At 70.2% G+C, this 26,942-nt stretch carries 25 protein-coding genes; 8 read left to right on the top strand and 17 right to left on the bottom strand.

From position 1 onward, the window contains the following. The first annotated feature begins 38 nt into the window (after positions 1 to 38). Both ACIQ6S_RS07345 and ACIQ6S_RS07340 read left to right on the top strand, forming a co-directional pair. Positions 39 to 1,772, top strand: a complete 1,734-nt coding sequence (locus tag ACIQ6S_RS07345; RefSeq protein WP_397607790.1) for a penicillin-binding protein activator — start codon at positions 39 to 41, stop codon at positions 1,770 to 1,772. Positions 1,773 to 1,798: 26 nt separating this feature from the next. Beyond that, the gene (locus ACIQ6S_RS07340; RefSeq protein WP_397607789.1) at positions 1,799 to 2,209 is read left to right on the top strand and encodes a YraN family protein; all 411 of its coding nucleotides are present in this window, start codon (positions 1,799 to 1,801) and stop codon (positions 2,207 to 2,209) included. Here the strand turns inward: ACIQ6S_RS07340 and ACIQ6S_RS07335 are convergent. Genes ACIQ6S_RS07335 through ribH form a run of 4 tightly spaced genes read right to left on the bottom strand, consistent with a single transcriptional unit; the run spans position 2,206 to position 4,638 of the window. Then, the gene (locus ACIQ6S_RS07335; protein ID WP_397607788.1) at positions 2,206 to 2,709 is read right to left on the bottom strand and encodes a phosphatidylglycerophosphatase A; all 504 of its coding nucleotides are present in this window, start codon (positions 2,707 to 2,709) and stop codon (positions 2,206 to 2,208) included. The genes ACIQ6S_RS07340 and ACIQ6S_RS07335 overlap by 4 nt on opposite strands. Continuing rightward, positions 2,706 to 3,677: a thiamine-phosphate kinase gene (gene thiL / locus ACIQ6S_RS07330; RefSeq protein ID WP_397607787.1), complete on the bottom strand. Its 972-nt coding sequence runs from the start codon at positions 3,675 to 3,677 to the stop codon at positions 2,706 to 2,708. Before thiL ends, ACIQ6S_RS07335 begins: the two co-directional genes overlap by 4 nt. A 26-nt stretch (positions 3,678 to 3,703) precedes the next feature. Continuing rightward, a complete protein-coding gene (gene nusB, locus ACIQ6S_RS07325; protein ID WP_297865734.1) occupies positions 3,704 to 4,162 on the bottom strand; it encodes a transcription antitermination factor NusB in 459 nt (152 codons plus the stop codon). Next, entirely contained in the window at positions 4,159 to 4,638 is a 480-nt protein-coding gene (ribH, locus tag ACIQ6S_RS07320; RefSeq protein WP_397607786.1) for a 6,7-dimethyl-8-ribityllumazine synthase, read from the bottom strand. The genes nusB and ribH overlap by 4 nt, the downstream gene beginning before the upstream one ends. Before the next feature lie 124 nt (positions 4,639 to 4,762). Between ribH and ACIQ6S_RS07315 the strand changes: the two genes are divergently transcribed. After that, entirely contained in the window at positions 4,763 to 6,112 is a 1,350-nt protein-coding gene (locus ACIQ6S_RS07315) for a DUF389 domain-containing protein (protein WP_397607785.1), read from the top strand. On the opposite strand, the gene ribB is transcribed toward ACIQ6S_RS07315, so the two are convergent. Continuing rightward, positions 6,113 to 7,234: a 3,4-dihydroxy-2-butanone-4-phosphate synthase gene (gene ribB / locus ACIQ6S_RS07310; protein WP_397607784.1), complete on the bottom strand. Its 1,122-nt coding sequence runs from the start codon at positions 7,232 to 7,234 to the stop codon at positions 6,113 to 6,115. It abuts the gene before it with no gap. 304 nt (positions 7,235 to 7,538) lie between these two features. Between ribB and ACIQ6S_RS07305 the strand changes: the two genes are divergently transcribed. The 4 genes from ACIQ6S_RS07305 to ACIQ6S_RS07290 all read left to right on the top strand — a co-directional run bounded on the left by ACIQ6S_RS07305 (position 7,539) and on the right by ACIQ6S_RS07290 (position 12,357). Beyond that, positions 7,539 to 8,105 (top strand): hypothetical protein, encoded by a 567-nt coding sequence (locus tag ACIQ6S_RS07305; RefSeq protein ID WP_397607783.1) that lies wholly within the window; start codon positions 7,539 to 7,541, stop codon positions 8,103 to 8,105. 184 nt (positions 8,106 to 8,289) lie between these two features. After that, the gene (locus tag ACIQ6S_RS07300) at positions 8,290 to 8,985 is read left to right on the top strand and encodes a response regulator transcription factor (protein WP_397607782.1); all 696 of its coding nucleotides are present in this window, start codon (positions 8,290 to 8,292) and stop codon (positions 8,983 to 8,985) included. A gap of 14 nt (positions 8,986 to 8,999) precedes the next feature. After that, complete coding sequence (locus tag ACIQ6S_RS07295; protein WP_397607838.1) at positions 9,000 to 10,127, top strand: sensor histidine kinase; 1,128 nt, start codon at positions 9,000 to 9,002, stop codon at positions 10,125 to 10,127. A 91-nt stretch (positions 10,128 to 10,218) separates the two neighbouring features. Further along, complete coding sequence (locus ACIQ6S_RS07290; protein ID WP_397607781.1) at positions 10,219 to 12,357, top strand: TonB-dependent receptor plug domain-containing protein; 2,139 nt, start codon at positions 10,219 to 10,221, stop codon at positions 12,355 to 12,357. 60 nt (positions 12,358 to 12,417) lie between these two features. On the opposite strand, the gene ACIQ6S_RS07285 is transcribed toward ACIQ6S_RS07290, so the two are convergent. From ACIQ6S_RS07285 to ACIQ6S_RS07230, 12 genes are all read right to left on the bottom strand, one after another. After that, complete coding sequence (locus ACIQ6S_RS07285; protein ID WP_397607780.1) at positions 12,418 to 13,119, bottom strand: cytochrome b/b6 domain-containing protein; 702 nt, start codon at positions 13,117 to 13,119, stop codon at positions 12,418 to 12,420. Positions 13,120 to 13,124: 5 nt separating this feature from the next. After that, positions 13,125 to 13,610: a c-type cytochrome gene (locus ACIQ6S_RS07280; RefSeq protein WP_397596185.1), complete on the bottom strand. Its 486-nt coding sequence runs from the start codon at positions 13,608 to 13,610 to the stop codon at positions 13,125 to 13,127. A gap of 216 nt (positions 13,611 to 13,826) precedes the next feature. Continuing rightward, positions 13,827 to 14,429, bottom strand: a complete 603-nt coding sequence (locus ACIQ6S_RS07275) for a riboflavin synthase (RefSeq protein ID WP_397607779.1) — start codon at positions 14,427 to 14,429, stop codon at positions 13,827 to 13,829. 112 nt (positions 14,430 to 14,541) lie between these two features. Next, entirely contained in the window at positions 14,542 to 15,003 is a 462-nt protein-coding gene (locus tag ACIQ6S_RS07270; RefSeq protein WP_397596186.1) for a DUF962 domain-containing protein, read from the bottom strand. Between the two features lie 99 nt (positions 15,004 to 15,102). Beyond that, positions 15,103 to 15,834 carry a helix-turn-helix transcriptional regulator gene (locus tag ACIQ6S_RS07265; RefSeq protein WP_397607778.1) on the bottom strand — a complete coding sequence of 244 codons (732 nt, stop codon included), beginning with the start codon at positions 15,832 to 15,834 and terminating at the stop codon, positions 15,103 to 15,105. 2 nt (positions 15,835 to 15,836) lie between these two features. Beyond that, positions 15,837 to 16,928, bottom strand: coding sequence for a bifunctional diaminohydroxyphosphoribosylaminopyrimidine deaminase/5-amino-6-(5-phosphoribosylamino)uracil reductase RibD (ribD, locus tag ACIQ6S_RS07260; protein WP_397607777.1), 1,092 nt, complete (start codon positions 16,926 to 16,928; stop codon positions 15,837 to 15,839). A gap of 9 nt (positions 16,929 to 16,937) precedes the next feature. Then, a complete protein-coding gene (locus tag ACIQ6S_RS07255; protein ID WP_397607776.1) occupies positions 16,938 to 17,423 on the bottom strand; it encodes a GNAT family N-acetyltransferase in 486 nt (161 codons plus the stop codon). Continuing rightward, the gene (nrdR, locus tag ACIQ6S_RS07250; RefSeq protein ID WP_397572117.1) at positions 17,420 to 17,944 is read right to left on the bottom strand and encodes a transcriptional regulator NrdR; all 525 of its coding nucleotides are present in this window, start codon (positions 17,942 to 17,944) and stop codon (positions 17,420 to 17,422) included. The genes ACIQ6S_RS07255 and nrdR overlap by 4 nt, the downstream gene beginning before the upstream one ends. 11 nt (positions 17,945 to 17,955) lie before the next feature. Next, entirely contained in the window at positions 17,956 to 19,224 is a 1,269-nt protein-coding gene (gene glyA / locus ACIQ6S_RS07245) for a serine hydroxymethyltransferase (protein ID WP_397607775.1), read from the bottom strand. A 104-nt stretch (positions 19,225 to 19,328) separates the two neighbouring features. Then, the gene (gene creD, locus ACIQ6S_RS07240; RefSeq protein ID WP_397607774.1) at positions 19,329 to 20,666 is read right to left on the bottom strand and encodes a cell envelope integrity protein CreD; all 1,338 of its coding nucleotides are present in this window, start codon (positions 20,664 to 20,666) and stop codon (positions 19,329 to 19,331) included. A 123-nt stretch (positions 20,667 to 20,789) separates the two neighbouring features. After that, on the bottom strand, positions 20,790 to 24,380 hold the full coding sequence (locus tag ACIQ6S_RS07235) for a condensation domain-containing protein (RefSeq protein ID WP_397607773.1): 3,591 nt from the start codon (positions 24,378 to 24,380) through the stop codon (positions 20,790 to 20,792). Between the two features lie 173 nt (positions 24,381 to 24,553). Beyond that, on the bottom strand, positions 24,554 to 25,069 hold the full coding sequence (locus ACIQ6S_RS07230; RefSeq protein WP_397607772.1) for an RcnB family protein: 516 nt from the start codon (positions 25,067 to 25,069) through the stop codon (positions 24,554 to 24,556). A gap of 207 nt (positions 25,070 to 25,276) precedes the next feature. Here ACIQ6S_RS07230 and ettA point away from each other — a divergent pair, with 207 nt between their 5' ends. After that, complete coding sequence (gene ettA, locus ACIQ6S_RS07225) at positions 25,277 to 26,938, top strand: energy-dependent translational throttle protein EttA (RefSeq protein WP_397607771.1); 1,662 nt, start codon at positions 25,277 to 25,279, stop codon at positions 26,936 to 26,938. Positions 26,939 to 26,942: the final 4 nt, after the last annotated feature.

Here is a 26,942-nt window from a genome sequence, read left to right as displayed (position 1 = left end):
CGTATCATTCTAGGCCCGGCTCACCGAGATTCCCCCGCATGGCCCGCTGGCTGCTCCTCGCCCTCCTCGCTGTTTCGCTCGCCGGCTGCGCCAGCGCGCCCACGTCGCGACAGGCCACGCCCGCGGAATCCCAGGCGCGCGCACTCGACGCGCAGGGTCGCCACACCGAGGCCGCGCAGGCCTGGCGCTCGATTGCCGCCAGCTCGCGCGGCGCCGACCTCGCCATGGCGCGCCTGAACGCCGCGGAGGCCCTGCGCCGGGCCGGCGATGCCGCGGGGGCCCGCGCCGAACTCGCGGAGGCGCCGCGCCGGCGGCTCACGCCCGAGGACCAGTTCCGCCACGACCTGCTCACCGCAGCCTTCGCGCTGGACGATGGTCGCGGCGCCGAGGCCCTTGCGCTGCTGCAGCAGGACCGCGCCCTCGTGCCCGGCGGGCGGATGGCCGACTGGTTGGCCTTGCGCGCCCGCGCGCTCGATGCCACGGGCGACCGCTTCGGCATGGCCGCCGCCCTCGCCGAACGCGCCGGGTTGCTGCAGGGGGCCGATCGCGCCGCCGCGCTGCGCGACGCCGAGCGCCAACTGAAGTCGGTGCCGGATGCCGCCCTGGCCCAGCAGGCTGGCTTCCTCGACGACGCCGCCGCGGTGCTGCCGCTGGCCCTTCGCGAGGCACGCCGTCGCGGCCTGGCCGTCACCCGCGCCGCCGCGGCGCCCGCCGCTGCGGATCGCCCGCCGCCGGCCTCGGACGGTTACCACCCGCCACGCCGCATGGCGGTGCTGCTGCCGCTCAGCGGCGAACTCGCGCCGGCCGGCCTCGCGGTGCGCGACGGCCTTTTGGCGGCCTACTACGCCGAAGCGCGCACGCGCCCGGCCATCGCCTTCCATGACACCCAAGGCACGGTGGACGGTGCGAAGGCCGCGCGCGACCGCGCCGCGGCCGAAGGCGCCGACCTGCTGGTGGGCCCACTCGGGCGCGAGGAAGTGGCGGCCCTGGCCGCCGCACCGCTCGGCACCGCCACGTGGCTGGCGCTGAACCGCACGCCGGTGGCAACGGCCGGCGGCGGCAGCTTCGCCCTCGCCGCCGAGGACGAGGGCGCCGCGGTCGCGCAGCGCCTGATCGAACGCGGCCTGACCCGGGCGGTGGCGATCGCCGAGAGCGACGACAGTGCCCAGCGCGCGCTGGCCGGCTTCCGCGAGCGCTTCGTCGCCGAGGGCGGCGAACTGTTGGCGGTCGCACCGATCGATGCCTTTGGCGGCAATGCCGCCGAGGGGCTGGCCACGCTGGCGAACCACGGCACCCGCGCACAGGCGCTGTTCGTCGCGGCCCGCGCTCCGGCCCTGCGCATCCTGATGCCGCAGCGCGAGGAGGCCGGTTTGGCCGCCCTACCGGTGTTGGCCACCTCGCTGGTGCAGTCCGGCGGCGAACCTCGACTCGATCGCGAGCTCGACGGCCTGCAGTACCCCGAACTGCCCTGGCTGCTCGGCGACCTCGTCGGCCCCGGTGATGCGGAAAGCCTCGGCCGTCGCCTGCCCAGCGCGCGCGGCAGCGCCGCGCGCCTGTTCGCCTTCGGTTTCGACGCCTGGAAAGTAGCGACCTACCTCGACGCCCTGCGCGGCGGTGCGCAGCTGCGTGGCGCCACGGGCGAGCTCGGCATCGATGCCGCCGGCATCGTCGAGCGCGTGCCGGCCTGGGCCGAGTACAGCGGTGGCGTGACGCGCCGCGCCTCGGACGGCGCGCTGATGCCGGTGGACGCCACGCCCCCGCCGACGCCCTGAGCCTCGAACCCCCAAGGACAACGCGCATGGATGCGCCGCACCGAACGACACCCGGCCCACCCGAGGCAGCGACGCGCACCCGGGCGCAGCAGCTTGGCGACGCCGGTGAGTCGGCCGCCCTCGCCTTCCTCGCCGCACGCGGCTTGCGTCCGCTAGCGCGCAACGTCCGCTTCAAGGGCGGCGAGCTGGATCTCGTGATGCTCGACGGCGAAACGCTGGTGTTCGTCGAAGTGCGCCGTCGTGGACGAAGCGACTTCGGCGATGCGCTCGACAGCGTCGACGCGCGCAAGGCACGAAAGCTCGTTCTCGCCGCGCGGCTCTACCTGCAGCGCGAGCCGCGGCATGCCCGGCGCGATTGCCGGTTCGACGTGGTCGGCTTTGATGGCGGCGAGGAACCGCGCTGGGTGCGCGGTGCGTTTTCCCTGGACGATCTCTAGCCGCGCAGCATCGGCCAGAGGGCCAAGGCCACCTGCAGCACGCCGAAGGCCATCAGGCCCGCCAGCGCATCGTCGACCATCGTGCCGAAGCCGCCTTTCAGCGAACGGTCGGCCCAGCGCACCGGCCAGGGTTTCCAGATGTCGAACAGGCGGAACAGCACGAAGGCGGCCAGGACCCACGGCCATTCGCGCGGCAGCAGCCACAGCGCCAGCCACATCCCGACGAATTCATCCCAGACGACGAGCGAGGGGTCTTCGATGCGGCTTTCGCGGATCGCCCAGCGCGCGGCCCACACGCCGACCGCGAAGGCGAGGATCAGCACGGCCGCGTAATCGCGCGGGGCGAGGTCGTTCATCCAAAGCCACCAAGGCAGGATGGCGACGATCGAACCCACCGTCCCCGGGGCCTTGGGCGAGAACCCGGCGCCGAAACCGGCGGCGATCCATCCGCGCGGGTGCCGCATCATCCGTCGGCGCGTGCCGACCGGCAGCACCGTCATGCCGCGCCCCCGGCGAAATGGACGTAGCCGCGGCGCGGCGGCAGCGCCAGCGACAGGCCATCGGCGTCGAACAGGCGCAGCGAGGCGCCTTCGGTGATGCGGCCCACGCGCGTGGCCGGCGTGGCCACGGCGTCGAGCGCGGCCTGTACGGCCTCACGCTTCTTCGCCGGTGCCGTGAAGCAGAGTTCGTAATCGTCGCCGCCCGTGAGCTGCAGGGCGCGACGAGTGGGCGTGTCGGGGAAAGCGTCGAGCAAGGCCGGGGACAGCGGCAGCGCGTCGGCCTCGACATCGGCCCCGACGCCGCTCATGGCCAGGATGTGCCCGAGATCGGCGAGGAAGCCATCGCTCACGTCGATGCAGGCGGTGGCGAGACCGCGCAGCGCGAGGCCCGCGCCGAGCCGCGGCGCCGGGCGGTCGAGCCGCTCGCGCAGCACGCCGGTGCGCAGCATCGGGATACCGGATTTCCACAGGGCCAAGGCGCCGGCGGCATCGCCGAGGGTGCCGGTCACCCAGAGGTCGTCGCCGGCTTCGGCACCGGCGCGGGTGAGCGCCTTGCCCTTCGGTACATAGCCCATGACCGTGACGCTCGCGGCCAGCGGGCCGCGCGTAGTGTCACCGCCCACGAGGGCGACGCGATGGGTGTCAGCCAATGCGCTGAAACCGGTCGCGAACTCGTCGACGAAGGCGGTGTCGTCGGTCGGCAGGGTCAGCGCCAGCAGGGCGACGGCAGGCTCGGCGCCCATCGCCGCGAGGTCGGACAGGTTGACCGCCAGCGCCTTCCAGCCGATGGCCGAGGCCGGCACGCCTTTCGCGAAATGCACGCCTTCGACGAGGGTGTCGACGGCCAGCACCACCTGCTGGCCTTTTGGCGGTTCGATCAGGGCGGCATCGTCGCCAATGCCCAGCGCCACGTCCGGGCGGGACCCGGCGCGCTGGCGGAGGCGATCGATGAGGGCGAATTCAGCCATGCCCGGCGCGGTGCAAGCCGCGTGCCTCAGCGACGGCCCTGGGCCGCCTCGCCGGGACGCCACTCGGCCGCGGCGCGGTCGAGCACGCCGTTCACGTAGGTGTGCCCATGGTCGGCGCCGAAGCGCTTGGCGGTCTCGATGGCTTCATTGAGGACCACGCGGTACGGCACGTCGACGCGGTGTAGGAGCTCGAAGGCGGCGATGCGCAGCACGGCGCGCTCGATCGGGTCGACCTGCTCGATGCCACGATCGAGGTAGACGGCGAGGCGCTCGTCGAGGCCTGCGCGGTGATCGGCCACGCCCTTCACCAGCGCCTCGAAGTACTCCTGGTCGGCCACTTCCATGTCCTGCTCGTGCTGGAACTGGTTGATGACCTGCGGGATCGACGTGCCGGAGACCTGCCAGGCGTAGAGGGCCTGCAGGGCGCGGCGGCGCGCGCGCGAACGCGCGGCGGGATCGATGCCATCGGTGCGGATCGGCTTCATGCGGTGGTCTTCTGCCAGTGTTTCAGGAGGTCACTCATCTCGAGGGCGGCCAGCGCGGCCTCCTCGCCCTTGTTGCCCATCGCGCCGCCGGCGCGCGCTTCGGCATCAGCATAAGCCTCGACCGCCAGCACGCCGTTGGCCACCGGCAGGCGGAAATCGAGCTGCACGCGCATCAGCGCGTTGGAACAGCCGTCGGCCACCTGCTCGTAGTGGCGGGTGTCGCCGCGGACCACGCAGCCCAGCGCGACGATGGCCGCACAGCCACCGGCCTCGGCGATCGCCGCGGCGGCCAGCGGAATCTCCCAGGCACCGGGCACGCGGACGACGTCGATGCGCTCGGCCTCGACGCCGTTGTCGACCAGCGCCTTGCGGGCGCCATCGACCAGTACGTCGGTGATCTTCGGGTTCCAGCGGCTGGCGACGATGGCGTAGCGGCCGGACGGGTGCGGCCGGAGGTCGCCTTCGAAACGGGGCATGGGCGGGACGGAAGGAGATGGCCGCACAGTTTACGCCCTGCGGAGCTCACGGACGCCGCCGACCGGGCTTGCCGCGGGCGACGGAGCCGTCGAGGATGGCGCGCCGCCCTCCCTGGAGCCGTTCATGGCCGTTCGTCTGTCGCCCCTGCTCCGCCGGTTCGACCTCCGTTACGACCAGGAGGACCCCGCGGTCATCGACGCGCAGATCCGCCAGGGCGTGAACGCGGTGGGCGCCAACCTCTGGGTGCTGATCTTCGCGATCATGGTCGCGTCGATCGGCCTGAACGTGAACTCCACCGCCGTGATCATCGGCGCGATGCTGATCTCGCCCTTGATGGGCCCGATCGTCGGCATCGGCTACGGCGCGGCCATCAACGATTTCCCGCTGATCCGCCGCGCGGCGGCCAACCTCGGATTGATGGCCGGCATCAGCCTGGTGACGGCCATCCTGTACTTCTCCGTCTCGCCGCTTTCCGAGGCCCGCTCGGAACTTCTCGCGCGCACCTCGCCGACGCTCTGGGACGTGCTCATCGCGTTCTTCGGCGGTGCGGCGGGCATGGTCGCCAACACCCGAAAGTCGGTGCCCAACGTGGTGCCCGGCGTGGCCATCGCCACCGCACTGATGCCGCCCTTGTGCACCGCGGGCTACGGCATCGCCAACGGCAACTGGGAGTACGCGACGGGCGCCTTCTACCTGTTCGCCATCAACGGCGTGTTCATCGCGCTGTCGACGTTGGTGTTCGTGAAGATCGCCGGCCTGCCCCAACGCGTGGACGTCGACGCGCGCACGGCGCGCCGGCACCGCTGGATCATCATGGCCGTTGCGACGCTGATGGCGGTGCCGAGCGGCGTGCTGGCCTATCGGCTGGTGCTCGCCGAACGCTTCGAAGCGGCCGCGAGGCAGGTGCTCGCCGATTACCGGGACGACCCCCGCGTGGTGCTGTTGGCGACCCAGGTCGATGGGAAGGCGAAGACGCTGCGCCTCGCGATCACCGGCGACCTCCCGCCCGACGCCCTGCGCAAGGAGATCGAACGAAAGCTCCGCGCGCAGGGCCTGTCGTCGGTTCATGTCGATGTCCGCGACGCGGGCGCGCATGCGACGGACATGAAGCCGATCGAGGATTTCCTCCGGTCCCAGCAGACCGCGAGCCGCGATGGCCAGCTCGACGAGGCGCAACAGCGTCTCGTCGTGCTCGAAGCGGAGCTGGAACCCCTGCGGGCCCGCGAACGCCTCGAACGCGAGTTGCTGGCCGAGGTTCGGGCGCAGTTCCCCGAGGCCGAGTCGGTGTCGGTCAGCGCCGGGATCGGCCAGAAGGGCGACGCGGCGGCGGCCCCGGTGCTGGTGGTGCGCGTGGTCGCCGACGTCGCGCTGGATGCCGACGCTTCGGCTCGACTGCAGGCCGGCTGGGCCAGCCGGGCGCCGGGGGTGGACGTGCAGTTGGTCGTCACGCCCCCCGGCAACGGCGAGCCCTGATCAGCGCAGCGGCAGGTACTCGACCACGTCGAGACCGTAGCCGCCGAGGCCGATCTGCTTGCGCGGCGTGCCGAGCACGCGCAGGTGCTTGAGACCGAGGTCGGCAAGAATCTGCGAGCCCGCGCCGTTGCGCCGCCATTCCTGCACCTTGCCGGTGCCGGCCTCGGGTTGCTCGGTGATGCGCGCCAGCAGGGCGTCCGGCGCGACCGCGTCGGCCAGCACCACCAGCACGCCCTCGCCTTCCGCGGCGATGCGCGCCATGGCCTCGTCGGCCGAGCCGCCGAAATCCGGGCGACGCCAGCGCAGCACGTCGGCCAGCGGGTTCTTCACGTGCACGCGCACCAGCGCCGGGCGCTCGCCCGAGGGCGTGCCACGGACCAGGGCGAAATGCAGTTCGCGGCTGAGTCGGTCGCGATAGGTGATCAGGCGGAACGAGCCGTGCACCGTCTCGATGGCGCGCTCGTCGACGCGCTCCACCGTGTGTTCCGTCGCCAGCCGGTGGCGGATCAGGTCCTCGATCGAGCCGATCTTCAAGCCGTGCTCGCGAGCGAACACTTCGAGCTCCGGTCGGCGCGCCATCGAGCCGTCGGGATTGAGGATCTCGACCAGCACGCCGGCGGGCTCGAGCCCGGCGAGCAGGGCGAGGTCGCTGGCGGCCTCGGTGTGGCCGGTGCGCGTCAGCACGCCGCCGGGCTGGGCCATCAGCGGGAAGATGTGACCCGGCTGCGAGAGGTCTTCGGGCGCGGCGTCGGGGCGCACCGCGGTGCGGATGGTGTGCGCGCGGTCGTAGGCGCTGATGCCGGTGGTGACGCCCTCGGCGGCCTCGATGCTCACCGTGAAGTTGGTGTGGTGCGGCGAGGTGTTGCTGACCACCATCGGGCCGAGGCCCAGCTGGCGGCAGCGCTCGCGCGTCAGCGAAAGGCAGACCAGGCCGCGCGCATGCGTGACCATGAAGTTGATGTCGGAAGGCCGAACCAATTCGGCGGCCATGATGATGTCGCCTTCGTTCTCGCGGTCTTCGTCGTCGACGATGACCACCATCTTCCCGGCGCGGATGTCCTCGAGAATCTCGGGGATCGTCGCGAAGCGACTCGGCGCCGCGGAAGAACCAACACCAGCCATCGTGGACCTCTTCGCCTCTGTCGAAAAGTCAGGCGAGCGAACGCCGTTCTCTGGGGATACCCGGGAAGACGCCGCGGGTCGGGGGCGTAAGTCTACCCTCACGCCGAGCTGGGGACTTGGCACGCCATCGTCGTGTCCGCTCCGCGCGCCCCGCAATCGAATCGCAACACCGCCTCAATCCTCACGGGACGCTTCGCAAGCAAGCTCCACCCCGGATGGCCACCGCGGCCGCTCGCCCCGACTCCGGCCCAGACGTCGCGGCCTGCACTCGCTCTTCACGCCGGACCTCACCAGGAGATCCACCTTGCTGCGCATGCTCGTTCTCATGATGGTCGCAACGCTCGGCGCGCCCCCCTCCATTCTCGTGGCGGCGCAAACGGCCTCGACATCCCTCGTCGCGAATCCAACGCTGCAAGCGATCGATGATTCAGGCGCACCGCGTGGATGGCGTCTGGACGGAACGGCCGTCGAGGTCGCATCCGACCCCACCGTGACACGGGATGGCTTGAACTCACTCCGTGTCACGTTCGAAAAGGGCGCACCCTATGCCGGCATCGTCCAGAGATTGGATGGCGATAGGGTCAAGGACGCGACGGTGGTCATTGAAGGTTGGCTAGCACGCGACACGGCCACCGCCGCTGTCGGGGTGTGGGCCCGCGCGTTTGACAAGGAAGGCAGGAGCATTGGGTATGCGAACTCATACGAGCTTGACCTGCCGGCCGACAAGCGCTTTCGTCGCCACAGCATCGAGCTGAAGGTGCCGCCCGAAACGAACACCTTGCTCGTCGGTGCGTCGATCTATGGAGACTCCGGCATAGCGTGGTTCGGCGGCGTGGACGCCAGCATCAAGCGCGACAGCGATACTCAGTGAAAGCCATACTCTCGTTCAACGCGGCGTCCTCTGGCGTGGATGCGCCGAGCATCACCGTTTTCCCTCCCGGCTCTGCCACTCTGGCAGACGCTGGTCGGCTCTGGCGATAGCATCACCACGCCCATGGCGTTTACCGCTGGGGCCCCCTGAGCAAAGCTTGCACCCAACGTCGTCCGGAACGTCCGTGAAGAACCTGCTGGAAGGCCGCAAGATTCTCATCGCCGAGGACGAACCCGCCTTGGCGGACGTTCTTCGCGCCTACTTGGCGAGGGAGGGCGCCCTCGTCAGGATCGCGCCGGACGGCCGGATCGCCAGCGAAGAGGTCCATCGGTGGCGGCCGGACGTGATCCTCCTCGACATCCGGATGCCCAACAAGGACGGCCTTTCGGTACTGGTGTCGGTGCGGGAGGACGATGCCAACATTCCCGTCATCCTGATCAGCGCGTTGGGCGACGACGTCGACCGTCTTTCCGGATTTCGACTCGGCGCGGACGATTACATCGTCAAGCCCTTCAATCCCCTCGAGGTCGTCGCACGCGCCGCCGCCGTGCTGCGTCGGCAGGAGGGCGCCAAGCAACTTGCATCGACCCCGCCTATCGTCCACGGGGGGCTGCGCATCGAAGTCGAAAGCCGGCGTGCGTTCGCCAACGACAAGCTGATCAACCTGACCCCGACGGAGTTCCGACTCCTCACGACCATGGCACGTCGCCCGGGCCGGATGTTCACTCGGGCAGAATTGGGCGATGCCGTGCTGAGCGAAGTGGCGGCCGACCGGGGCGTCGACGCCCACCTCAGTCGATTGCGCGCCAAGATCGCCATTGTCGACTCGGTCAGGATCGTCGCCATCCGCGGTGAAGGCTACAGGCTGGACATCGAATGATGAATTCCTTGCGGATGCAAATCGCCTGCCTAGCGATCGCGATCAGCGTGGCGGCGGCCCTGATCGCCGCCTTCGTCCCCGACGTGCTGTACTGGCTGCGCGATTACCTCTTCATGGCATCGCTGCCGGCGCAGGAGCAGGAGACGTTGCGCAAGCTCACCGAGGCCTACGGAAGTTGCTCCGGCATCGTCCGCTCCTTCGAGAGCCAGCATGGCATCGAGCGCTGGAACCTCAATTACCACGTGGCCCTGACCACCGTGATCGTCGCCACCGCGTTGATCGGCGGAGCCTTGGCGTTCAAGTTGGCGGGTGGCATCGCCGCGCCGATCATCGGACTGTCGCGGGCCGTCCGGGCGATCGCCGGTGGATCGCGCGACACCGCGCTGCTGCCGCCGCGTTCCGGTCCGCGCGAGGTCGGCGACCTGATCGGCGACTTCGCGCTCATGACCGAATCACTGGCCGCCGCGGATCGCGACCTCCGCCTGCGGTCGAACGGCATCGCGCACGAACTGCGCACGCCCTTGGCGGTGATCCGCGCCCGATTGATGGGCGCGAAGGACAAGGTGTTCGTCGCCGATGGGGTGTTCTTCGACAGCCTGCTCGGCCAGGTTTCGCAGATCGAGCGCCTCGCCAGCGACCTGAGCATGCTCTGCGACAGCCAGGGCATCGGGTTCTCGCTTGAGCGCGCCCCGACGTCGGTCGACGACGTCGTCGATGCGGTGATCCACTGCCTCGAGCCGATGGCGGAGGAACACCGCGTGGACCTGACGCGACAGAGCAGCGGGCGGGTGATCGCCGACGCCGATCCCGCCCGTCTGGAACGGGCGATCTCCAACCTGGTCGAGAACGCGATCCAGCACGCTGGCGCCACCCGGGTGACCATCACGGTGGAAGACGTCGGCGATCAATGCCGGATCATCGTCGTCGATGACGGTCGCGGCTGGCCGGTCAGCGATCCCGAGGCGCTCAAGGAGCCGTTCGTCACCGGCGACTCCGCGACCCGAGAGCGCAGCAAGCGCACGGGCCTTGGCCTTGCCATTGTTCAGGCGATCGGGCGGGCGCACCACGGCTCGCTCGTACTCGACGATGCCGCCGGCGGCGGGGCCCGCGCGACGCTGACGATCGCGAAGTCGATCAACTGAACGAGAGGGCAACGCGCGTCGCGCACAACCGTACCGCAATCGAGCGCGCATTCTCCCGAAATTCCACGACGCCATCGTGCGGGCATCCTCCTTGCACGAGAACGTCGACATGCCCGCGTCACCGGATCGCCACCGCGCACTCAACCTACTCGCACTTTCGATTGCCCTTGCCATCAGCTCGCCAGCGCGCGCGCAGGCCGAGGACGCCGTAGAAGCAGACGCAGGGACAAAGATCTACGCGCCGGACTTCTTCGCGTCCTCCGCGCCGGTGAACGCCCTGCAGATGGTCGAACGCGTCCCAGGATTCACGATCGCCGAAGTCGGCACGGAACGCGGCTTCGGCATCAATGCCGGCAATGTGCTGATTGACGGCGAAAGGCCGTCCACCAAGTCCGACGACATCCGCACGCTCCTCGCCCGTATCCCCGCGGATCGCGTCACGAGGATCGAGCTGGTCGAGCGCGCCGGCGTCAACCAGGAAGCGCAAGGCCAAAGCCGTATCGTGAATGTCGTCCGGAGTGCGAGCACCGGGGCCAACGGCACCTACACGCTGGGCCTCGGCGTCGACGAGGACGGCATCGCCCGGCCGTTCGGCCAGTCTTCGCTGTCCTTCGAGCGGAGAGGAACGCAGTTCGAGCTCGGCCTGGATTACCGGAACGACCTGTACCAGCTGTCCGGGGCCGAAACGAACTACGACGCCGCACGCCGGGCCGATCGCATTCTGGGGATCGGCATCGACAGCGACAGCAGGCAAACCGCCGTGACCGGCACCGTCCGCGGCGCCGTGGGATCGGCGCGCTGGGGGGTCAATGCAAAGCTCGATCGTGATTCGTACACGACGGTCCGGATCAGCGACGTCTTCAACCCGCAAGGGGCCTTGCAGGGTCGGGAAGTGCTCGAAAGCGGATCGCCGACGAACCGCGACGGTTTCGAGCTGGGGGCGGACCTTGAGTTCAGCCCCACGCGATCGATCACCACCAAGCTGGTGGGGCTGTACAGCAGGTACGACATCGTGTCCCGCAACGATCTTTCGCGGTCTGGACCGGGCCTTTCCGCACTGTCGCAGAGCTCACGCAACGACAACCGCGAGGATGAAGCCATCCTGCGGATCGGCAACACCGTCGCCGCCGGCGACCGCCATTCGATCCAGTTCGGCGTCGAGGCGGTCCGCAACCAACTTCGCGGCCGCTTCACCAGCGCGATCGCGGGCCTTCCCCCGCTGCCCGCGTCGAACGTCGATGTCAGCGAACTCCGAATTGAACCTTTCATCTCCGACGTGTGGTCGATTCGTCCGACATGGAAGATCGAGGCCGCGATGATCGCCGAGCGATCGACGCTTCGCGTCCGTGGCGACGCGTCGGCCAGCCGACGGTTCCTGTTCTGGAAGCCCCGCCTCGTGTCGACGTGGACGCTAGACCCTGCCACGACCCTGGACCTGCGCTTCGAACGACGGGCGGCGCAGCTTGATTTCAACGACTACGCGACGTCCGTCGATCTCGGCCTGGGCGCCCTGGTCGATGCCGGGAATGCCGACCTGGTGCCGCAACGGACCTCGACCTTGACGGCAACGCTGCGTCGCGCGTGGCTGGGCAGGGGCAGTGGCCAAGTCCGCGGATGGGTGGCGCACATCGACGATACGCAGGACTTGGTTCCGATCACGATTCGCGACGGCACGGGCGCGATCGTGTCGGTGGTCGACGGCCCGGGGAACATCGGCCGCGGCCGCGAATGGGGGGTTTCGCTGGACCTGAGCCTGCCTCTGGAGAAAATGCTCCCGCTCGGCGATTCCGGGGAGGTCACGCTCACGTATGCCGGGACGTACCAGCACAGCCGCGTCACCGACCCGGTCACCGGCCTGGAACGGCGCCTGCAGCCGAAACCCGGACAGTTCTGGGCACCGGAACAGCAGCACGCACTCGCGCTGCGCCATGACGTCCTCGACTCGCCCTTCGCCTGGGGGGCGAACGTGGACTGGTCGTCGAGCCAAACGCGCTACTTCTATGACCAGACCCTGCGCTTCGGGGAAACCCCCTCCCTGGGTCTGTTCGCGGAGTATGCGGTGGCACGCGGGAAGTTCCGGTTCGAAGTCGACAACGCCAACAGTTACGACATCGGCCGGGAACGCGTCTTCTATGCCGGAAGCCGGGCGGACGGCGTGGTCGCGGGCTCGGCATCGCGCGCGCTGAATCGCAACACGCGCGTGCTGCTCTCGTTCAACGGCCGTTTCTGAACAGCCCGATGAGGATGGGCCAGCGGTGTCGCGAAACACCGCCGGCCTTGCTCGAAGGCATCAGGCGAAGCGGACCAGCGCCCAGACGCCCGCGGCGACGAGGGCCCCGAGGACGATGGCGCGCGACAAAGGCGCCATGAAAGGCGCGGGTCCCTGCAGATCGGCATCGCGCCCCGTCAGCATCGGCACGATGAGGTTGCGGCGCTTGAGCACGGCATAGGCCAGCGCGGCCACGATGTGCAAGGCGACCACCGCCTGCAACACGGTGAACCCCCATTCGTGCACGTCCCCCAGCCAGCGGGTCATGCGCCCGCCGACCCAGCCGCTCAGCGGGGCTTCGACCAAGAAGAGATCGCCGCCGGAGAGAAACAGCCCGGACAACGTCTGCACACCCACCAGGAGCAGGAGCAGGATCACGGCCAGTGCGCCGGCGGGGTTGTGCCCCGGATGGGCCGGAAGCGGTCCCGGGCGGGCGAGCTCACGAAGGTGCGCGAGGACGGCTGCCGGACCGCGAACGAAACTCCGGAAGCGCGCGGTCTCGCTTCCGACCATCCCCCAGGCGACACGGAACACCACCAAGCCGAGTGCGCCATAGCCAAACAGCAGATGGCGCTCCCAATCCTCGTTCTCCGCCGTCCACCAGGAGCCGGCGAGACAAACGACCAGCCCCCAGTGGACGACCCGGACCGGGAGGTCCCAAACGCGAAGGGACCGTTCGGACGTGGGCGAAGGAGACCGCTCGGAATCAGCCGGGGCGATCATGGGGATCAGTCCAGCTTGTAACCGTCGTGGCAGGCCCCGCACTCGCGGCCCACGGCATTGAGGGCCGCGCCGATGCGGGCCCGATCGCCCGTGGCGGCGGCCTGCACCAGACCGGGGAGTGTCGCCTCAAAGCGCTTCTGGAGGGCGAGGAACTCCGCCTTCTTCGTCCAGATTTCGGGCTTTGCTTCGCTATCACCAACGCCGACAGCCGTTCCTTCAGGCCACCAGTCACCGATACGGCGCCCGGTCTCTGCAAGAGTGGCCGCCGCCGCTCGGGCGTCCTCGGCCGTGCCGCCCTCGCCCTTGACGAATGTATCGAGGGTATTCATCGCCCGCCCAAGCGTCTTGAAGTTGGCCTTTCTCTCCTCGACCTGGGCGACCGGATCGGCCGGAGTGGAGCCCGCTTGGGCCGAGGCGCCCGAAGCAACGGCCAGAAAGGTGCCGGAAAGGGCGACCAAGACCAACGGGCCAAACAAACGATTTGCTTTCATCGACTTTCTCCGTTGCTTTCGCTGCCGGACGGCGGGCCGGCACCGTGGTCGTCCGACGTTCGGCCCTCAGGGCCGGACTTCGCCGGAAGCCCAGAGACGAGCGTGCGGCGCCAAAGACGCAGGACGATTGGTGCGCTGTTGCGATTCGATTGCAAGCGGAGCTTCATGCGGCGGAACGGATGATCGGCGCGTCCGATCGGCAAGAGGGAAGGCCCGTCAGGCCCAGCCCTCCGTTTCCTGCAGGCGCGCGACGTAGCGCGCCACCGTGTCCACTTCGAGATTGACCGGCGTGCCGACCGGCATCGCGCCGAAGCCGGTGTGCGCCAGCGTGTGCGGCACCAGCATCACCTCGAAACCGGCGTCATCCACCGCGTTCACCGTCAGCGACGTGCCATCGACCGCGATCGACCCCTTCTGCGCGATGAAGCGCAGCAGGGCCTTGGGCGCACCGAAGCGCCAGCGCTGGCCGCGGGCGTCGTCGTGCACCGCGGCGACCGCGCCGACGCCATCCACATGGCCGCTGACGAGGTGGCCACCAAGACGGTCACCGACGCGCAGCGCGCGCTCGAGGTTCACGGCCGCGCCCACGGGCAGGGCGCCCAGCGTCGTCAGGGCGAGGGTTTCCGTCGAGACGTCGGCGTCGAAGTGCGCGGTGTCGAAGGCGACGACCGTCAGGCAGACGCCATTGCAGGCGATGGATTCGCCGAGCTGCACGTCGCCAAAGGGCATGACGCCGACGGTGAAGCGCAGGCGCACGTCGCCGCCGAGGGGCGTACGGTCGACGAGGCGGCCGACGGCCTGGATCAATCCGGTGAACATCGGGGTGTCCGGTAAGGGCAGCCCGCGATTATAGGGAGCGCCCCCGGGCTGGGCGTCGCCGTGGTGGCAACGCGGCGTTGCGCGGTGGCCGGCGACCCGCGCCGCGAGCGGATCAGTACGGGAGGCCGGCCTTGCGGAAGGCCTTCACCAGTAGGAACAGCGGGCCGACCAGCAGGAACTGCAGGTCCTCGAGGAAGCTGGGCTTCTTGCCTTCGATCTTGTGGCCGATGAACTGCGCGATCCAGGTGACCACGAAGGCCGCCAGCGCGACCCAACCCACGTGTGGCACCACGAAGAACGAGGCCACCGACGCCGCCGTGAAGCCCGCCATCACCACCGCCATCGGCCACGACAGACGGAAGTAGTGCACCAGCGAGGCCGCGACGAAGGCGTAGCACAGCCAAGGATGCACGACGAACACCAGGGCCAACGTGCACCAGACGATGATCGGCACGCAGACCCAATGCACGGCGACATTGGTCGGGTGGCGGTGCGATTCCGCGTACTGCCCGACCAGCACGTCGATGCGGCGGCGTTCGCGGGGCTGCGGAAGGTCGGCGGCAGTGGTGTTCATTGGCGGGCGCGCGGGTTCGGGAATGCGGCTCAGGCTAGGCGGCGGTGGCCGACGGCGCTTGAACCAGCGCACTGGATGTGAGGCCGAGGTGGTGGGGGCTTAGCGCCCCGGCAGCAGCGAGGACGGCGCCGCGCCGATGATCCGTCGGAAGCTGCGCGACAGATGCGCCGCATCGGCGAAGCCGGTGGCATGCGCCGCGGCCGTCACGCCCTCCCCGGCCTGCAGCCGCGCCGTGGCTTCGAGCAGGCGCCGCCACAGCAGGTAATTGCGCACTGGCAGGCCGGTCGCTTCGCGGAACAGCACCTGGAACCGGCTCGGCGAGAGGTGGGCGCGCTCGGCCAGCGAGCGATGCGTCCACGGCGCGAGCGGCTCGGCCTCGAGGGCGTCGAGGGCGCGCTTCAGCCGCGCATCCGCGGGGGCCTGCACCGCGAGGCCCGGCCAGCACTCGGCGCACCAGCGCGCCGCGAGTGCTTCCACCGCGCCGCGGTCCGGGTCGGCACCGGGTCGCACCAGCGCGCGCAGGGTGTCCAGCAGGGCGGGCTCCGGCGCCCGGGCTTCGCCTCCGGCCTCGCGCCAGGCCTGCCACGCGCGCGGCCCGACATCAAAGAACAGGTAGGCGATCAACGCGCCGCCGCCGCGGATGCGATGCCGCTCCATCGGGGCGAAGGCCGCGAAACGGCGCTCGGCTGCCGCGGCGTCCTCGCGTTCGACCCGGAAACCCTCGTCCAACGCCACCATCGCCTGCAGCGCGCGATGGGCGTGCCAGCCCGAATCCGCGGTTCGTGTCAGCACCAGCGCGCGCTCGCGGAAAAAGTGCAGGCGCGCCGGCATCGTCAGCGCTTGGGCCGGTAGGTGAGGCGCAGGTCGCCGTCGTCGAAGGCGTGCACCTCGAGGCGCTCCAGACCGAAGCGCTCGTCCATGCGGTCGATGCCGAGGCCGCCGAACAGCGGGCGTCCGCGCTCGCCGAGCAGCACCGGCGCGACGTAGAGCAGCAGTTCGTCGACGAGCCCCGCGCGCAGGAAGGCGCCGGCCAGCGTGGCGCCGGCCTCGACCTGCACCTCGTTCACCTGCCGCGTGGCCAGCTGCGCGAGCACGGCGAGCAGGTCGAGGTGGCCATCGCGGCGCGGCACGGCGAAGCCTTCCACCGTCGGGCCATAGTCGGGAACGATGTCATCGGCATGCGCGACCAGCGTCGGCGCTTCGCCATCGAGCAGGCGGCAGGCGCGCGGCAGCGCGCCGTGGTGGTCGAGCACCACGCGCATCGGCGGCACCACTTCGACGCCCTCAGGCACGCGGGCGGTGAGGCGCGGATCGTCGGCCAGCACCGTCCCAAGGCCGGTCAGGATGGCGGAGGCGCGCGCCCGGTAGACCTGCACATCGGCGCGCGCGGCCTCGCCGGTGATCCATTTCGACTCGCCGCTGGCCATCGCGGTGCGGCCGTCGAGGCTCATCGCCAGCTTCACGCGCACCCACGGCCGGCCCTGCCGCGCACGCATCAGGAAGCCACGGTTCAACCACTCAGCCTCCTCGGCGAGCAGGCCGTGCTCGACGGTGATGCCCGCGGCTTGCAGTGCGGTGAAGCCGCGGCCGGCGACGGCATGGAAGGGATCGCGGATGGCTGCGACCACGCGCATCACGCCGGCGGCCACCAGCGCGTCGGCGCAGGGCGGCGTGCGGCCGAAATGCGCGCAGGGCTCGAGCGTGACGTAGGCCGTCGCACCGACGGCGCGCGCGCCCGCCTCTCGCAGCGCGAACACCTCGGCATGCGGCTCGCCGGCGCGCTGGTGTGCGCCACGCCCCACCACCTCGCTGCCCTGCGCGATGACGCAGCCGACCATCGGGTTCGGCTTGGTGGTGCAGGCATGCTCGGCGGCGAGGCGCAGGGCCTCGGCCATGTGGCGGCGATCGAGTTCGGAGAAGGGCATGCGCGAAGCCTACGGCACGCGGGTCAGGACATCGACGGACTGGCCGGCGCTTCGCGCCGGCGCCTCGTACACCCAGCCGAGCCGTTCGTAGAACGCCCGGTGCTGAGGCGTGAACAGGCGCAGGTGCGTCAGGCCGGCCCGCGCCGCGTGGTCGACGAGGGCGCGGACCAGGGCCTCGCCCAGGCCTCGGCCACGGGCATCGGGCCGAACGAACAGGCTGGCCAGCCACGGCCCCTCGAAGGCCCGCAGGTCCGGCGAATCCTCGGCGACGAGGCTCACCGAGCCCAGCAAAGCACCGTCGTCGGCAAGGGCCACCAGCGTCGTGGGCACGGGCGACTCGGCGCGGGCGGCCTCGAGCAGTTCGGCCAGCGCCCGCTCCTCCGACCAATCGGCATAGAGCCCGGCCCACTCGGCGTGGTGCCAACGGGCCAGGGTGGGAAGCCAATCGAGGGCCTCGCCCGCCAGCACGAGTCGCCAGCGCGCGCCGGCGCTCATCCCTTCTTCGGCTTGGCCGGCTTCGGCGCCGTGTCCTCGAGCGGCAGGTCGAGGGTCTGCGCGGCCGGCAGGTCGCGCTGCAGCTTCTCGATCTCCTCGCGGAAATCCTGCACGTCCTCGAAGCTGCGGTAGACCGAGGCGAAGCGCACGTAGGCCACCTGGTCGAGCAGCTTCAGCTGCGCCATCACGAACTCGCCGACGCGTCGCGACGGCAGTTCACGCTCACCACTCTTGCGCAGCTCGTTCACCACGGCGAACACCGCGGCATCGATCTGCTCGGCCGGCACCGGCCGCTTCTGCAGGGCCTTCTCGAAGCTGGCGCGCAGCTTGCGTTCGTCGAACGCCTCGCGGCGGCCATCGCTCTTGATGACCGCCGGCAGGCGCCACTCGACCTGTTCAACCGTGGAAAAGCGCTCGCCGCAGGCCGGGCATTCCCGGCGGCGGCGGATGCTGCTCCCGTCCTCGGCCACGCGCGAGTCGATCACGCGCGTGTCCTCGTGCGGGCAGAAGGGGCAATGCATGCGTCAGCGGCTCAGCCGTAGACCGGGTACTTGCGGCACTGCGCGGTGACGGCGTCACGCACGCGCGTCAGCACGGCCGCGTCGGTCGGGGCGTCGAGCACGTCGGCGATCCAGCCCGCGAGCTCGACGCAGTCGGCCTCGACGTAGCCACGGGTCGTCACCGCCGGCGTACCGATGCGCAGGCCCGAGGTGACAAAGGGCGAACGCGGGTCGTTCGGCACCGAGTTCTTGTTGACGGTGATGTGCGCGGCGCCGAGCGCGGCCTCCGCGTCCTTGCCCGAGACCTCGCGACCGATCAGGTCGATCAGCATCAGGTGGTTCTGCGTGCCGCCGGAGACGATCTTGTACCCGCGGGCGATCAAGGTCTTCGCCATGGCCTGCGCGTTCTTCACCACCTGCTGCTGGTAGGCCTTGAACTCCGGCTCCAGCGCTTCCTTGAAGGCCACGGCCTTGCCGGCGATGACGTGCATCAGCGGGCCGCCCTGGATGCCCGGGAAGACGATGCTCTGCAGCTTCTTCTCGAGCTCTTCGGCCTTGTCGCCGGCGCCGGCTTTGCTCATCACGATGATGCCGCCGCGCGGGCCGCGCAGGGTCTTGTGCGTCGTACTGGTGACGACGTGGGCGTAAGGCAGCGGGTTCGGGTAGACGCCCGCAGCGACGAGGCCGGCGATGTGCGCCATGTCGACGAACAGGACGGCGCCGACCTTGTCGGCGATCGCACGGAAGCGCGCCCAGTCCAGCACCTGCGAGTAGGCCGAGAAGCCGGCGATGACCATCTTCGGCTGGTGCTCGACGGCGAGGCGCTCGACCTCGTCCATGTCGATGAGGCCCTGCTCGTTCACACCGTACTGCACGGCGTTGTAGAGCTTGCCCGAGGCGTTGACCTTGGCGCCGTGGGTCAGGTGGCCGCCGTGGGCCAGCGACATGCCGAGGATGGTGTCGCCCGGCTGCAGGAGGGCCATGAACACGCCCTGGTTGGCCTGCGAACCCGAGTGCGGCTGCACGTTGGCGTAGTCGGCGCCGAACAGCGCCTTGCAGCGCTCGATGGCGAGCTTCTCGGCCACGTCGACGTACTCGCAGCCACCGTAGTAGCGCTTGCCCGGGTAGCCTTCGGCGTACTTGTTGGTCAGCACCGAGCCCTGGGCTTCCATCACGCGCGGGCTGGCGTAGTTCTCCGAGGCGATCAGCTCGACGTGGTCTTCCTGGCGCTGCCGCTCAGCGGCCATGGCCTGGGCCAGTTCGGTGTCGTAATCGGCAATGCGCATGCTGCTCGGGAACATCGGGCGGGCCTCGGGCGAAGGGAAGCCGCCATTGTAGCCGCTCCCCTCCCCCCATCCCGGCCGCCGCCCCCCGGCCCGCATTCGAATGCAGGCCGGGGCGGTCTTCACGGCACCGGCGGCGGTGCGCTGCCCAGCTGCGCCCAGTCGATGCGGCGGGTCAGCACCATCGTCGCCGCCAGCACGCCGAACAGCAGCACGGCGCCGAGCAGCAGGGCGTGGTCCTCGGACTGCAGCAGGCCGTAGAGCGCGCCGTATAGGGCGCCAAGCAGGGCCGCGAGACCGAGGCCGCGCTTCGCCCCGCCCAGCACGCCGCTCAGGTAGTAGCCGATGAGGGCGATGCAGGCGCCGGCGGCCAGCGCATAGGCCAAGCCAAAGCCAACGTGCTCGGCCAAGGCCAGCAGCAGCAGAAAGAACAGGGCCAGCGCGAGCCCGACCAGCAGGTAGTGCAGCGGGTGCACGGACGCCCCGCGCAGCACTTCCAGCAGGAAGACCGCGCCGAACACCAGCCCGAGGAACAGCAGCGCGTATTTGATGGCGCGGTCGGTCATCAGGTAGCGGTCGACCGGGTCCAGCAGCTCCAGGCTGACGGCCGTGGCATCCAGCCCCGGGCAATGCGACTCCGGGCCGCAGGCGGCGAGGCGCTGCGGCGCCTGGCTGGCCAACGACGACAGCCGCCATTCGGCAGTGAACCCGTCGGCGCGGACCTCACGCTGCACCGGCAGCGCGAATCCGGCGAAGCGCGGGTGCGGCCAGTCGCCCGACAGCCGCCAGCGGAAGTCTTCGGCCACGGGCAGCCAGGCCAGCTGGCTGGTGCCGGTGAGTTCCAAGGTCGCCGCCGTCTCGATGACCGCGCCGGGGGTCGCCACGCCCGGCACGGCGGCCTGCACGCCCTCCGGGAGCCAGGCCACGCCGGTGCCCGGCTCCGGCTGCAGGGCGCGGCCGTTGGCCTTCACGGTGAGCGCGGTGATGCCGCGGTTGTCGCCGAGGCCCAATACCCAGCGCGCATCGCGGAGGCGCACCGAGAGCTGCCCGGGCACCTCGCGCGGCACAGGCACGCGGAACCGCGCGCTGATCTCGGCCTTCTGCTGGAAGATCCGGGCGTCGAACAGGCCGCGCTGGCGGGTCTCCGTGCCGAGCGTGGCGTTCACGTCGACCGCATCCGCCGCCACCAGCACAGTCTCGACCTCGGTGTAGTCGACAGGCTGCGAAGGCGCGCGTTCATCGCTGCCGACGCGCTCCATCCGCCGCACCACGCGCTCGATCTCCACCCGGAGCAAAGGCGCAGTCACGCGCTGCGCGTTCGCACTGGCCTGCGCGATGTCCGCGACGACCTCTGCCGCGCGCTGCTGGCGTTCGTCGACCAGCCCATCCAGCAGGGCGAGGGGAATCAGCAACAGCAGGATCAGGCCACCGATGGCCAGCAGTTTGCGTCCAAGACGCATGGGGCACCTCCAGGATTCACGGGAGGGCGCAGCGTGGGTGCGTGGCGCGGCGATCCGTCGCCTGCTGACGGGCGGTCGGCGGGCGAATTCAGGCGCAGTCGGGCAGGCGGGGCCGGTCCGGGCTCACGGCGGCCCCGCGCGCCCGGCACCGGCCTGCCAGAGTTCGGCCGCCAGCCCACGCAGGCTGCTCCGCGCCATCGCCACGAGCGACAGGCGAACGCCGAACTCGTCTTCCACGCTCCGTGCGTAGCGGAGCGCGAGCAGGGAATGGCCACCCGCATCGAAGAAGCTGTAGTCCGCCTCGGCATCGGGCAGCAGTTCCCGCGCCAGCGCGGTCAGGCGCTGCGCCAAGGCGTCGATGGCCGCCTCGTCGACGGCGCCGCCCGCGGTGCACGGCGATGGATCGACCGCATGGTCCGCCATGGCGGACACCGCTTCCTCGTCGACCGCTGATCGCAGCAGACGATCGTCGATCGCATAGGCGTCGATCGGCAGCTCCGGCGAGGCCACCGTCTGGGCAAGCAGGTGCAGGTAGGCCTCGACGAAGGCCTCCGCGCGGGCGCGATCGAAACGGTCCTCCGCGTACTCCAGGTGCACCTGCGCGAACACGTCGAGGTCGACGCTCAGCGACAGGTCGAACTGGGCGCCACCGCGGTCAAAATCAAACGCCTCAATGGCATGCGGGCCGAGGGCGAGGGCGTCGAACGGCACGCTGACGAGGTTGAACATCACGTTCGCCAGCGGCATGTCGCCGGCGGTGCGGTCCGCCGCCAATCGGGCGACCAGCTGTTCGAACGGGGCATCCTGGTCGGCGTAGGCCTCGAGGGCGACGCCGCGGACGCGCTGGAGCAGCACGTCGAAGCGCGGATTGCCGGCGAGCTCCGTGCGCATCACCACCGTGTTCACGAAGGTGCCCACCAGCCCCTCGACGTCGAGGCGATGACGGTTGGCGATGGGCGTGGCGACAGCCACGTCACCCTGCCCGCTCACCCGGGCCAGGAGCACCTGGTACGCCGCCAGCAAGGCCATGAACGGCGTGACCCCGCGCTGCCCGCACAAGGCCTTCAAGGCCACTCGCAACCCGGCATCCAGGGCCACGGTCACGCGGCCACCGTGGCCGCTGGGAGCACCGATGCGGCGGCGATCGGCCGGCAGGTCGACCGGCGCCACGCCCTGCAGCCGTCGGCACCAGCGTTCGATCTGGGGCGCCATCGCCGCTTCGCGCTCGGGGGAACGCTGCCAGGCCGCGAAATCGACGTAATCGAGACGCGCCAAGGGGCGTGCGCGGTAGGCGTCGAGGTCGACATAAGCCGACGAGACCTCGCGCAACAACACGCCGAACGACCACAGGTCGCCGATGGCATGGTGGATCGCCCACAGGAAGGCGTGCTCGTCGTCCGCGAGCCGAACGAGATGCGCGTGATGCAGCGGGGACTGCGCGAGGTCGAAGGGCTGGCGGATGCGCGCTTCGAGCCAAGCGCGGGCGGCGCCGTCCCGCGCCGCGGGCGCGAGCGCCGAAACATCGTGGAGCGCCAACGGCGTCGCGAAGTGGGGACCGATGCGCTGGCACACGTCGTCGCCTTCGACGGCAAGGTGGCTGCGGAACACGTCGTGGCGGTCCGCCACCGCCGCCAGCGCCGCGGCAAGCCGCGGCACGTCGAGCCGGCCGCGGATGCGGAAGGCGAAGGCCATGTTGTACGCGGTGGTGCCCGGCGTGAGCTCTTGCACCATCCACATGCGCCGCTGCGAGAACGAGGTCGGGGCCCGATCCCGCGAAGCGATGCGCGGAATGCACGCCTCAGGCACGTTGGTTCCATCGGCGCGGCTTGCGGCCTCGATGCCGGCGGCCATGCCCGCGAGATCCGCCTGCGCCAGCACCCAGTCGACGCCCAATGCCACGCCGAAGCGCTCGCCGATCCGAGAGGCGAGCTGGGTGGCACGCAGCGAGTCGCCGCCGAGGGCGATGAAGGCATCGCCCCGCCCGACCCGCTCCACGCGCAGCAACTCACGCCACAGCTCGGCCAGCGCCGCTTCCACCCCGGGCCTCGGCAGGGCTTCCTCGACCGGTGTCGACGCGGCACCCGCATCGACATGCAGCACGGTGAGCTGGCCCGCGAGATAGGCCTCGCGGCAGGCGCTCCGTCGGATCTTGCCGCTGGAGGTGCGGGGCAGGCTGCCGCTGCGCACGAAGACGAGCGCGGCCAGCGGCAGGTCGAAGGCGTCGGCCACCGCACGCCGGACGGCCTGGGCGAGCGGGCCCGGCTCGGGAACTGCCCGCTCCAGCTCCTGCACCAGCACCGCGTTGTCACCGTCCTCCCCAGCCACGGCGAAGGCCGCCCCGTAGCCCGTGCGCATCGCCGCATCGACCGCCTGTGCGCACCACTCGATGTCCTGCGGATGCAGGTTGCGCCCGCGGACGATCAGCAGGTCCTTGAGACGCCCGGTGACGACCAGTTCGCCGGCCACCAGGTGCCCGAGGTCGCCGGTGCGCAAGAAGGGCCCTTCGCCCGCGGCATCGAAAGCCTCGAACGTCTCGGCACTGAGCGCGGCATCCCCCCAGTAGCCGCGACCCACGCTGTCGCCCGCCACCCAGATCTCGCCTTCGACGCCCTCCGGGCAGCCCCGTCGCGACTCGGGATCGACGATGCGGACACGCATGCCGGGCAGCGGCCGCCCACAAGAGACCAGCGCACCATGACCGCTGCCGGCGCCCACCGTCACACCGACGCCCGGCGGCACCGCGGTGATGGCCAACACGGCCTCGGCCATGCCGTAGGCGGGCGATACCGCAGCTGCCGACAAGCCGTGTGGCGCGAATGCCTCCACGAAGGCGGCTATCGTCGGCGCATGGATGGGTTCCGCGCCGCAGCTCATCGAACGCAGGTGGCGAAGATCGCCCTGCCAGCCGGGGTGGGCCGCCAGTGCACGCACGCAGGCCGCATACGCGAAGTTCGGCGCCCCGCTGTGGGTGATGCCAAGACGAGCGATCGCGTCGAGCCAACGCAGCGGCCGGCGCAGGAAGGCCATCGGCGACATCAGGTGGCCGGTCGCCCCGCTGCACACCGGCAGCAGCACGCCCTGCACCAGCCCGTAGTCGTGGTGGTGCGGCAGCCAGCTCAGGATGCGGCTCTCCGCGTCGATCCCCCCCGTCGCGCCGATGGCGCGGCACTGCGCCAGCACGTTGAACGAGTCGATCACGACGCCGCGCGGCGCCCGCGTCGAGCCGGAGGTGTACTGCAGGTACACGGTGGCATCCGGATCGCTGGCCGCCGCGGTTGCCGGAAGGCTCCGTTCGGCCTCGTCGGCGGCGTTGGAAGACATCGCAAGCAGCGGCGTTTCCGGAAGCCCATCCGTCGTCGCCCACCGCTCGGCCAGCGAGGCAGGGAGCACCACGCAGGCCGCCTGGGCGTCGAGCGCGATGGCGCGCAGCCGGGGTGCCGAGTTCTTCAGGCGTGCGGCATCAAGGGACGGCACGGGAACTGCCACTCGCCCGGCAAGCACGCAGCCCCAGAACGCCGTGACGAAATCGAGGCCGGGCGGAAGCAGCAGCAGGATGCGATCACCCACGGCCGAGGTCTCGGCCAGTCGAGCGGCGAATGCGGCCGCCCGGCCCGCCAAGGCGCGGCCGGACAGCATCGACGCCGGGCGACCGTCGTCGTCCAGATCGATATAGATCGGTGCATCGGGTGCCGCGTCGCATCGCGCGATGAACACGTCCGCAAGCGAACGAGCCTCGGCGAGCGAGGGGGCATTTCGTCCTTGAAACACGGGGGGGAACACACAGCGGGCGGGAGGTGGATCACTGTCCCCTCCGGCCCGGCCCAGGGTCAAGAAATGCGTGACGGAATTCGCAATTTCCTGTCAACCGGCGGCGCGCGCCGGCGATCTCAATCGCCGAAGACCACGTCCGCGATGATGCCGCTCGCGATCGCCACCAGCAGCCAGTCGCCGCGGTCGTCGCGGCGCCAGTGGTGGCCGCGGGGCGGGTGGCGCAGGCCGTAGCGGTCATAGTCGACGACCACGTAGGTCGGCGCCCAGCCGTAATCGTGGATACGGTGCCCGCGGGCCCAGCGCGGCGGCCCGTAGTGGCGCGGCGGCGGGCCGTAGCCGTAAGCCGGCACCGGGTAGACCTCGCGGTAGACCACCCGGCCCCGGTGGTCGCGGCGCCAGTCCCGGCGGTCGTCATGGCGCTCCCAGCGGCGATCCGAACGGCGATCCCAGCGACGATCGTCGCGGCGGCCGTCCCGGTAGCCCTGCCGGTCGTCGCGATCGTCCCAGTCGCGATGCTCGTAACGGTGGTCGTACCCGCGGTCACGGCGCCCGGCGTCGGCCGGGGAGGACGCGAGCATCGCAGCGCCCAGCAGCAGCGCCGAAGCCAGTCGGGGGAAGGTGGCGAGAATCATGCGGGGCCTCCGTGGGGTGCATCGAGGGATTGCGCCTGGAGCATCGGCGCCCCCGGCTGAATCGATTCTTGCCAGCCGCCTGAACGGCCCGCGGCGTTCAGCGCGCGGCCGGGGGCCGACGGGCCTCCGGTATACTTCGACTGTCCCCGTATGCCCCCTCCCGCCGCCGGCGCCGCCGCGGCCGGGCGCGTCTGAATGGAGTGAGACATGCAGTACATCTACACCATGAACGGTGTTTCGAAGACCGTTCCGCCGAAGCGCCAGATCATCAAGGACATCTCGCTGTCCTTCTTCCCCGGCGCGAAGATCGGCCTGCTCGGCCTGAACGGTGCCGGCAAGTCGACGGTGCTGCGCATCATGGCGGGCGTCGACAAGGACTTCGTCGGCGAAGCGCGCCCGCAGCCCGGCATCAAGGTTGGTTACCTCGAGCAGGAGCCGCGCCTCAACCCGGAGCACACCGTGCGCGAAGCCGTCGAGGAAGGCCTCGGCGACATCTTCAGCGCGCAGGCGCAGCTGGACGCCGTCTACGCGGCCTACGCCGAAGAGAACGCCGACTTCGACAAGCTCGCTGCCGAGCAGGCGCGGCTCGAGGCCATCCTCGCCGCCGGTGACGCGCACCAGGTCGAGCAGCAGCTGGAAGTGGCCGCCGACGCCCTACGCCTGCCGCCGTGGGACGCCATCGTCGGCAAGCTCTCGGGCGGCGAGAAGCGCCGCGTGGCGCTGTGCCGCCTGCTGCTGCAGAAGCCCGACATGCTGCTGCTCGACGAACCCACCAACCACCTCGACGCCGAATCGGTGGAGTGGCTGGAGCAGTTCCTCGCCCGCTATGCAGGCACCGTGGTGGCCGTCACCCACGATCGCTACTTCCTCGACAACGCCGCCGAGTGGATCCTCGAGCTCGACCGCGGCCGCGGCATCCCCTGGAAGGGCAACTACACGCAGTGGCTTGAGCAGAAGGACGAGCGCCTGAAGCAGGAAGAGAACTCCGAGAAGGCGCGCCAGAAGGCGATCCAGAAGGAACTCGAGTGGTCGCGGCAGAACGCCAAGGGCGGCCGCACCAAGGGCAAGGCACGCCTCGCCCGCCTCGAGGAGCTGCAGTCGGTCGACTACCAGCGCCGCAACGAGACCAACGAGATCTTCATCCCGCCGGGCGAGCGCCTCGGCCAGAACGTCATCGAGTTCAAGAACGTCACCAAGGCCTACGGTGACCGCGTGCTGATCGACGACCTCAGCTTCATCATCCCGAACGGCGCGATCGTCGGGATCATCGGCCCGAACGGCGCCGGCAAGTCGACGCTGTTCCGCATGATCACCGGGCAGGAAAAGCCGGACAGCGGCACGATCACCATGGGCTCGACGGTCAAGCTGGCCTACATCGACCAGAGCCGCGACAAGCTGGAAGGCAACCACAACGTCTTCCAGGAAGTGTCGGGCGGCGCCGACATCCTCAACATCAACGGTGTCGAGATCCAGTCGCGCGCCTACATCGGCCGCTTCAACTTCAAGGGGCAGGACCAGCAGAAGATGGTCGGGTCGCTCTCGGGTGGTGAACGCGGCCGACTGCACCTGGCCAAGACCCTGCTGCAGGGCGGCAACGTGCTGCTGCTCGACGAACCGTCCAACGACCTCGACATCGAAACGCTTCGCGCGCTGGAAGACGCCGTGCTGGAGTTCCCGGGCTGCGCGATGGTCATCTCGCACGACCGCTGGTTCCTCGACCGCATCGCGACGCACATCATCGCTTTCGAAGGCGATTCGCACGTCGAGTTCTTCATGGGCAACTACCGCGAGTACGAGGAAGACAAGAAGCGTCGCCTCGGTGCCGACGGCGCCGCCCCGAAGCGCATCCGCTTCAAGGCGCTGAAGTAAGTCC

The sequence above is a fragment of the Silanimonas sp. genome (genome assembly GCF_044377035.1).
GTDB lineage: Bacteria > Pseudomonadota > Gammaproteobacteria > Xanthomonadales > Xanthomonadaceae > Silanimonas.
Note: the sequence above shows the minus strand (reverse complement) of the source record. Positions and strands in the feature narration are given on the sequence as shown.

Coding starts and splice junctions, on each gene's coding strand:
- ACIQ6S_RS07345 (WP_397607790.1), top strand. CDS start 39: ATGGCCCGCTGGCTGCTCCTCGCCCTCCTCGCTGTTTCGCTCGCCGGC.
- ACIQ6S_RS07340 (WP_397607789.1), top strand. CDS start 1,799: ATGGATGCGCCGCACCGAACGACACCCGGCCCACCCGAGGCAGCGACG.
- ACIQ6S_RS07335 (WP_397607788.1), bottom strand. CDS start 2,709: ATGACGGTGCTGCCGGTCGGCACGCGCCGACGGATGATGCGGCACCCG.
- thiL (WP_397607787.1), bottom strand. CDS start 3,677: ATGGCTGAATTCGCCCTCATCGATCGCCTCCGCCAGCGCGCCGGGTCC.
- nusB (WP_297865734.1), bottom strand. CDS start 4,162: ATGAAGCCGATCCGCACCGATGGCATCGATCCCGCCGCGCGTTCGCGC.
- ribH (WP_397607786.1), bottom strand. CDS start 4,638: ATGCCCCGTTTCGAAGGCGACCTCCGGCCGCACCCGTCCGGCCGCTAC.
- ACIQ6S_RS07315 (WP_397607785.1), top strand. CDS start 4,763: ATGGCCGTTCGTCTGTCGCCCCTGCTCCGCCGGTTCGACCTCCGTTAC.
- ribB (WP_397607784.1), bottom strand. CDS start 7,234: ATGGCTGGTGTTGGTTCTTCCGCGGCGCCGAGTCGCTTCGCGACGATC.
- ACIQ6S_RS07295 (WP_397607838.1), top strand. CDS start 9,000: ATGCAAATCGCCTGCCTAGCGATCGCGATCAGCGTGGCGGCGGCCCTG.
- ACIQ6S_RS07285 (WP_397607780.1), bottom strand. CDS start 13,119: ATGATCGCCCCGGCTGATTCCGAGCGGTCTCCTTCGCCCACGTCCGAA.
- ACIQ6S_RS07280 (WP_397596185.1), bottom strand. CDS start 13,610: ATGAAAGCAAATCGTTTGTTTGGCCCGTTGGTCTTGGTCGCCCTTTCC.
- ACIQ6S_RS07275 (WP_397607779.1), bottom strand. CDS start 14,429: ATGTTCACCGGATTGATCCAGGCCGTCGGCCGCCTCGTCGACCGTACG.
- ACIQ6S_RS07270 (WP_397596186.1), bottom strand. CDS start 15,003: ATGAACACCACTGCCGCCGACCTTCCGCAGCCCCGCGAACGCCGCCGC.
- ACIQ6S_RS07265 (WP_397607778.1), bottom strand. CDS start 15,834: ATGCCGGCGCGCCTGCACTTTTTCCGCGAGCGCGCGCTGGTGCTGACA.
- ribD (WP_397607777.1), bottom strand. CDS start 16,928: ATGCCCTTCTCCGAACTCGATCGCCGCCACATGGCCGAGGCCCTGCGC.
- ACIQ6S_RS07255 (WP_397607776.1), bottom strand. CDS start 17,423: ATGAGCGCCGGCGCGCGCTGGCGACTCGTGCTGGCGGGCGAGGCCCTC.
- nrdR (WP_397572117.1), bottom strand. CDS start 17,944: ATGCATTGCCCCTTCTGCCCGCACGAGGACACGCGCGTGATCGACTCG.
- glyA (WP_397607775.1), bottom strand. CDS start 19,224: ATGTTCCCGAGCAGCATGCGCATTGCCGATTACGACACCGAACTGGCC.
- creD (WP_397607774.1), bottom strand. CDS start 20,666: ATGCGTCTTGGACGCAAACTGCTGGCCATCGGTGGCCTGATCCTGCTG.
- ACIQ6S_RS07230 (WP_397607772.1), bottom strand. CDS start 25,069: ATGATTCTCGCCACCTTCCCCCGACTGGCTTCGGCGCTGCTGCTGGGC.
- ettA (WP_397607771.1), top strand. CDS start 25,277: ATGCAGTACATCTACACCATGAACGGTGTTTCGAAGACCGTTCCGCCG.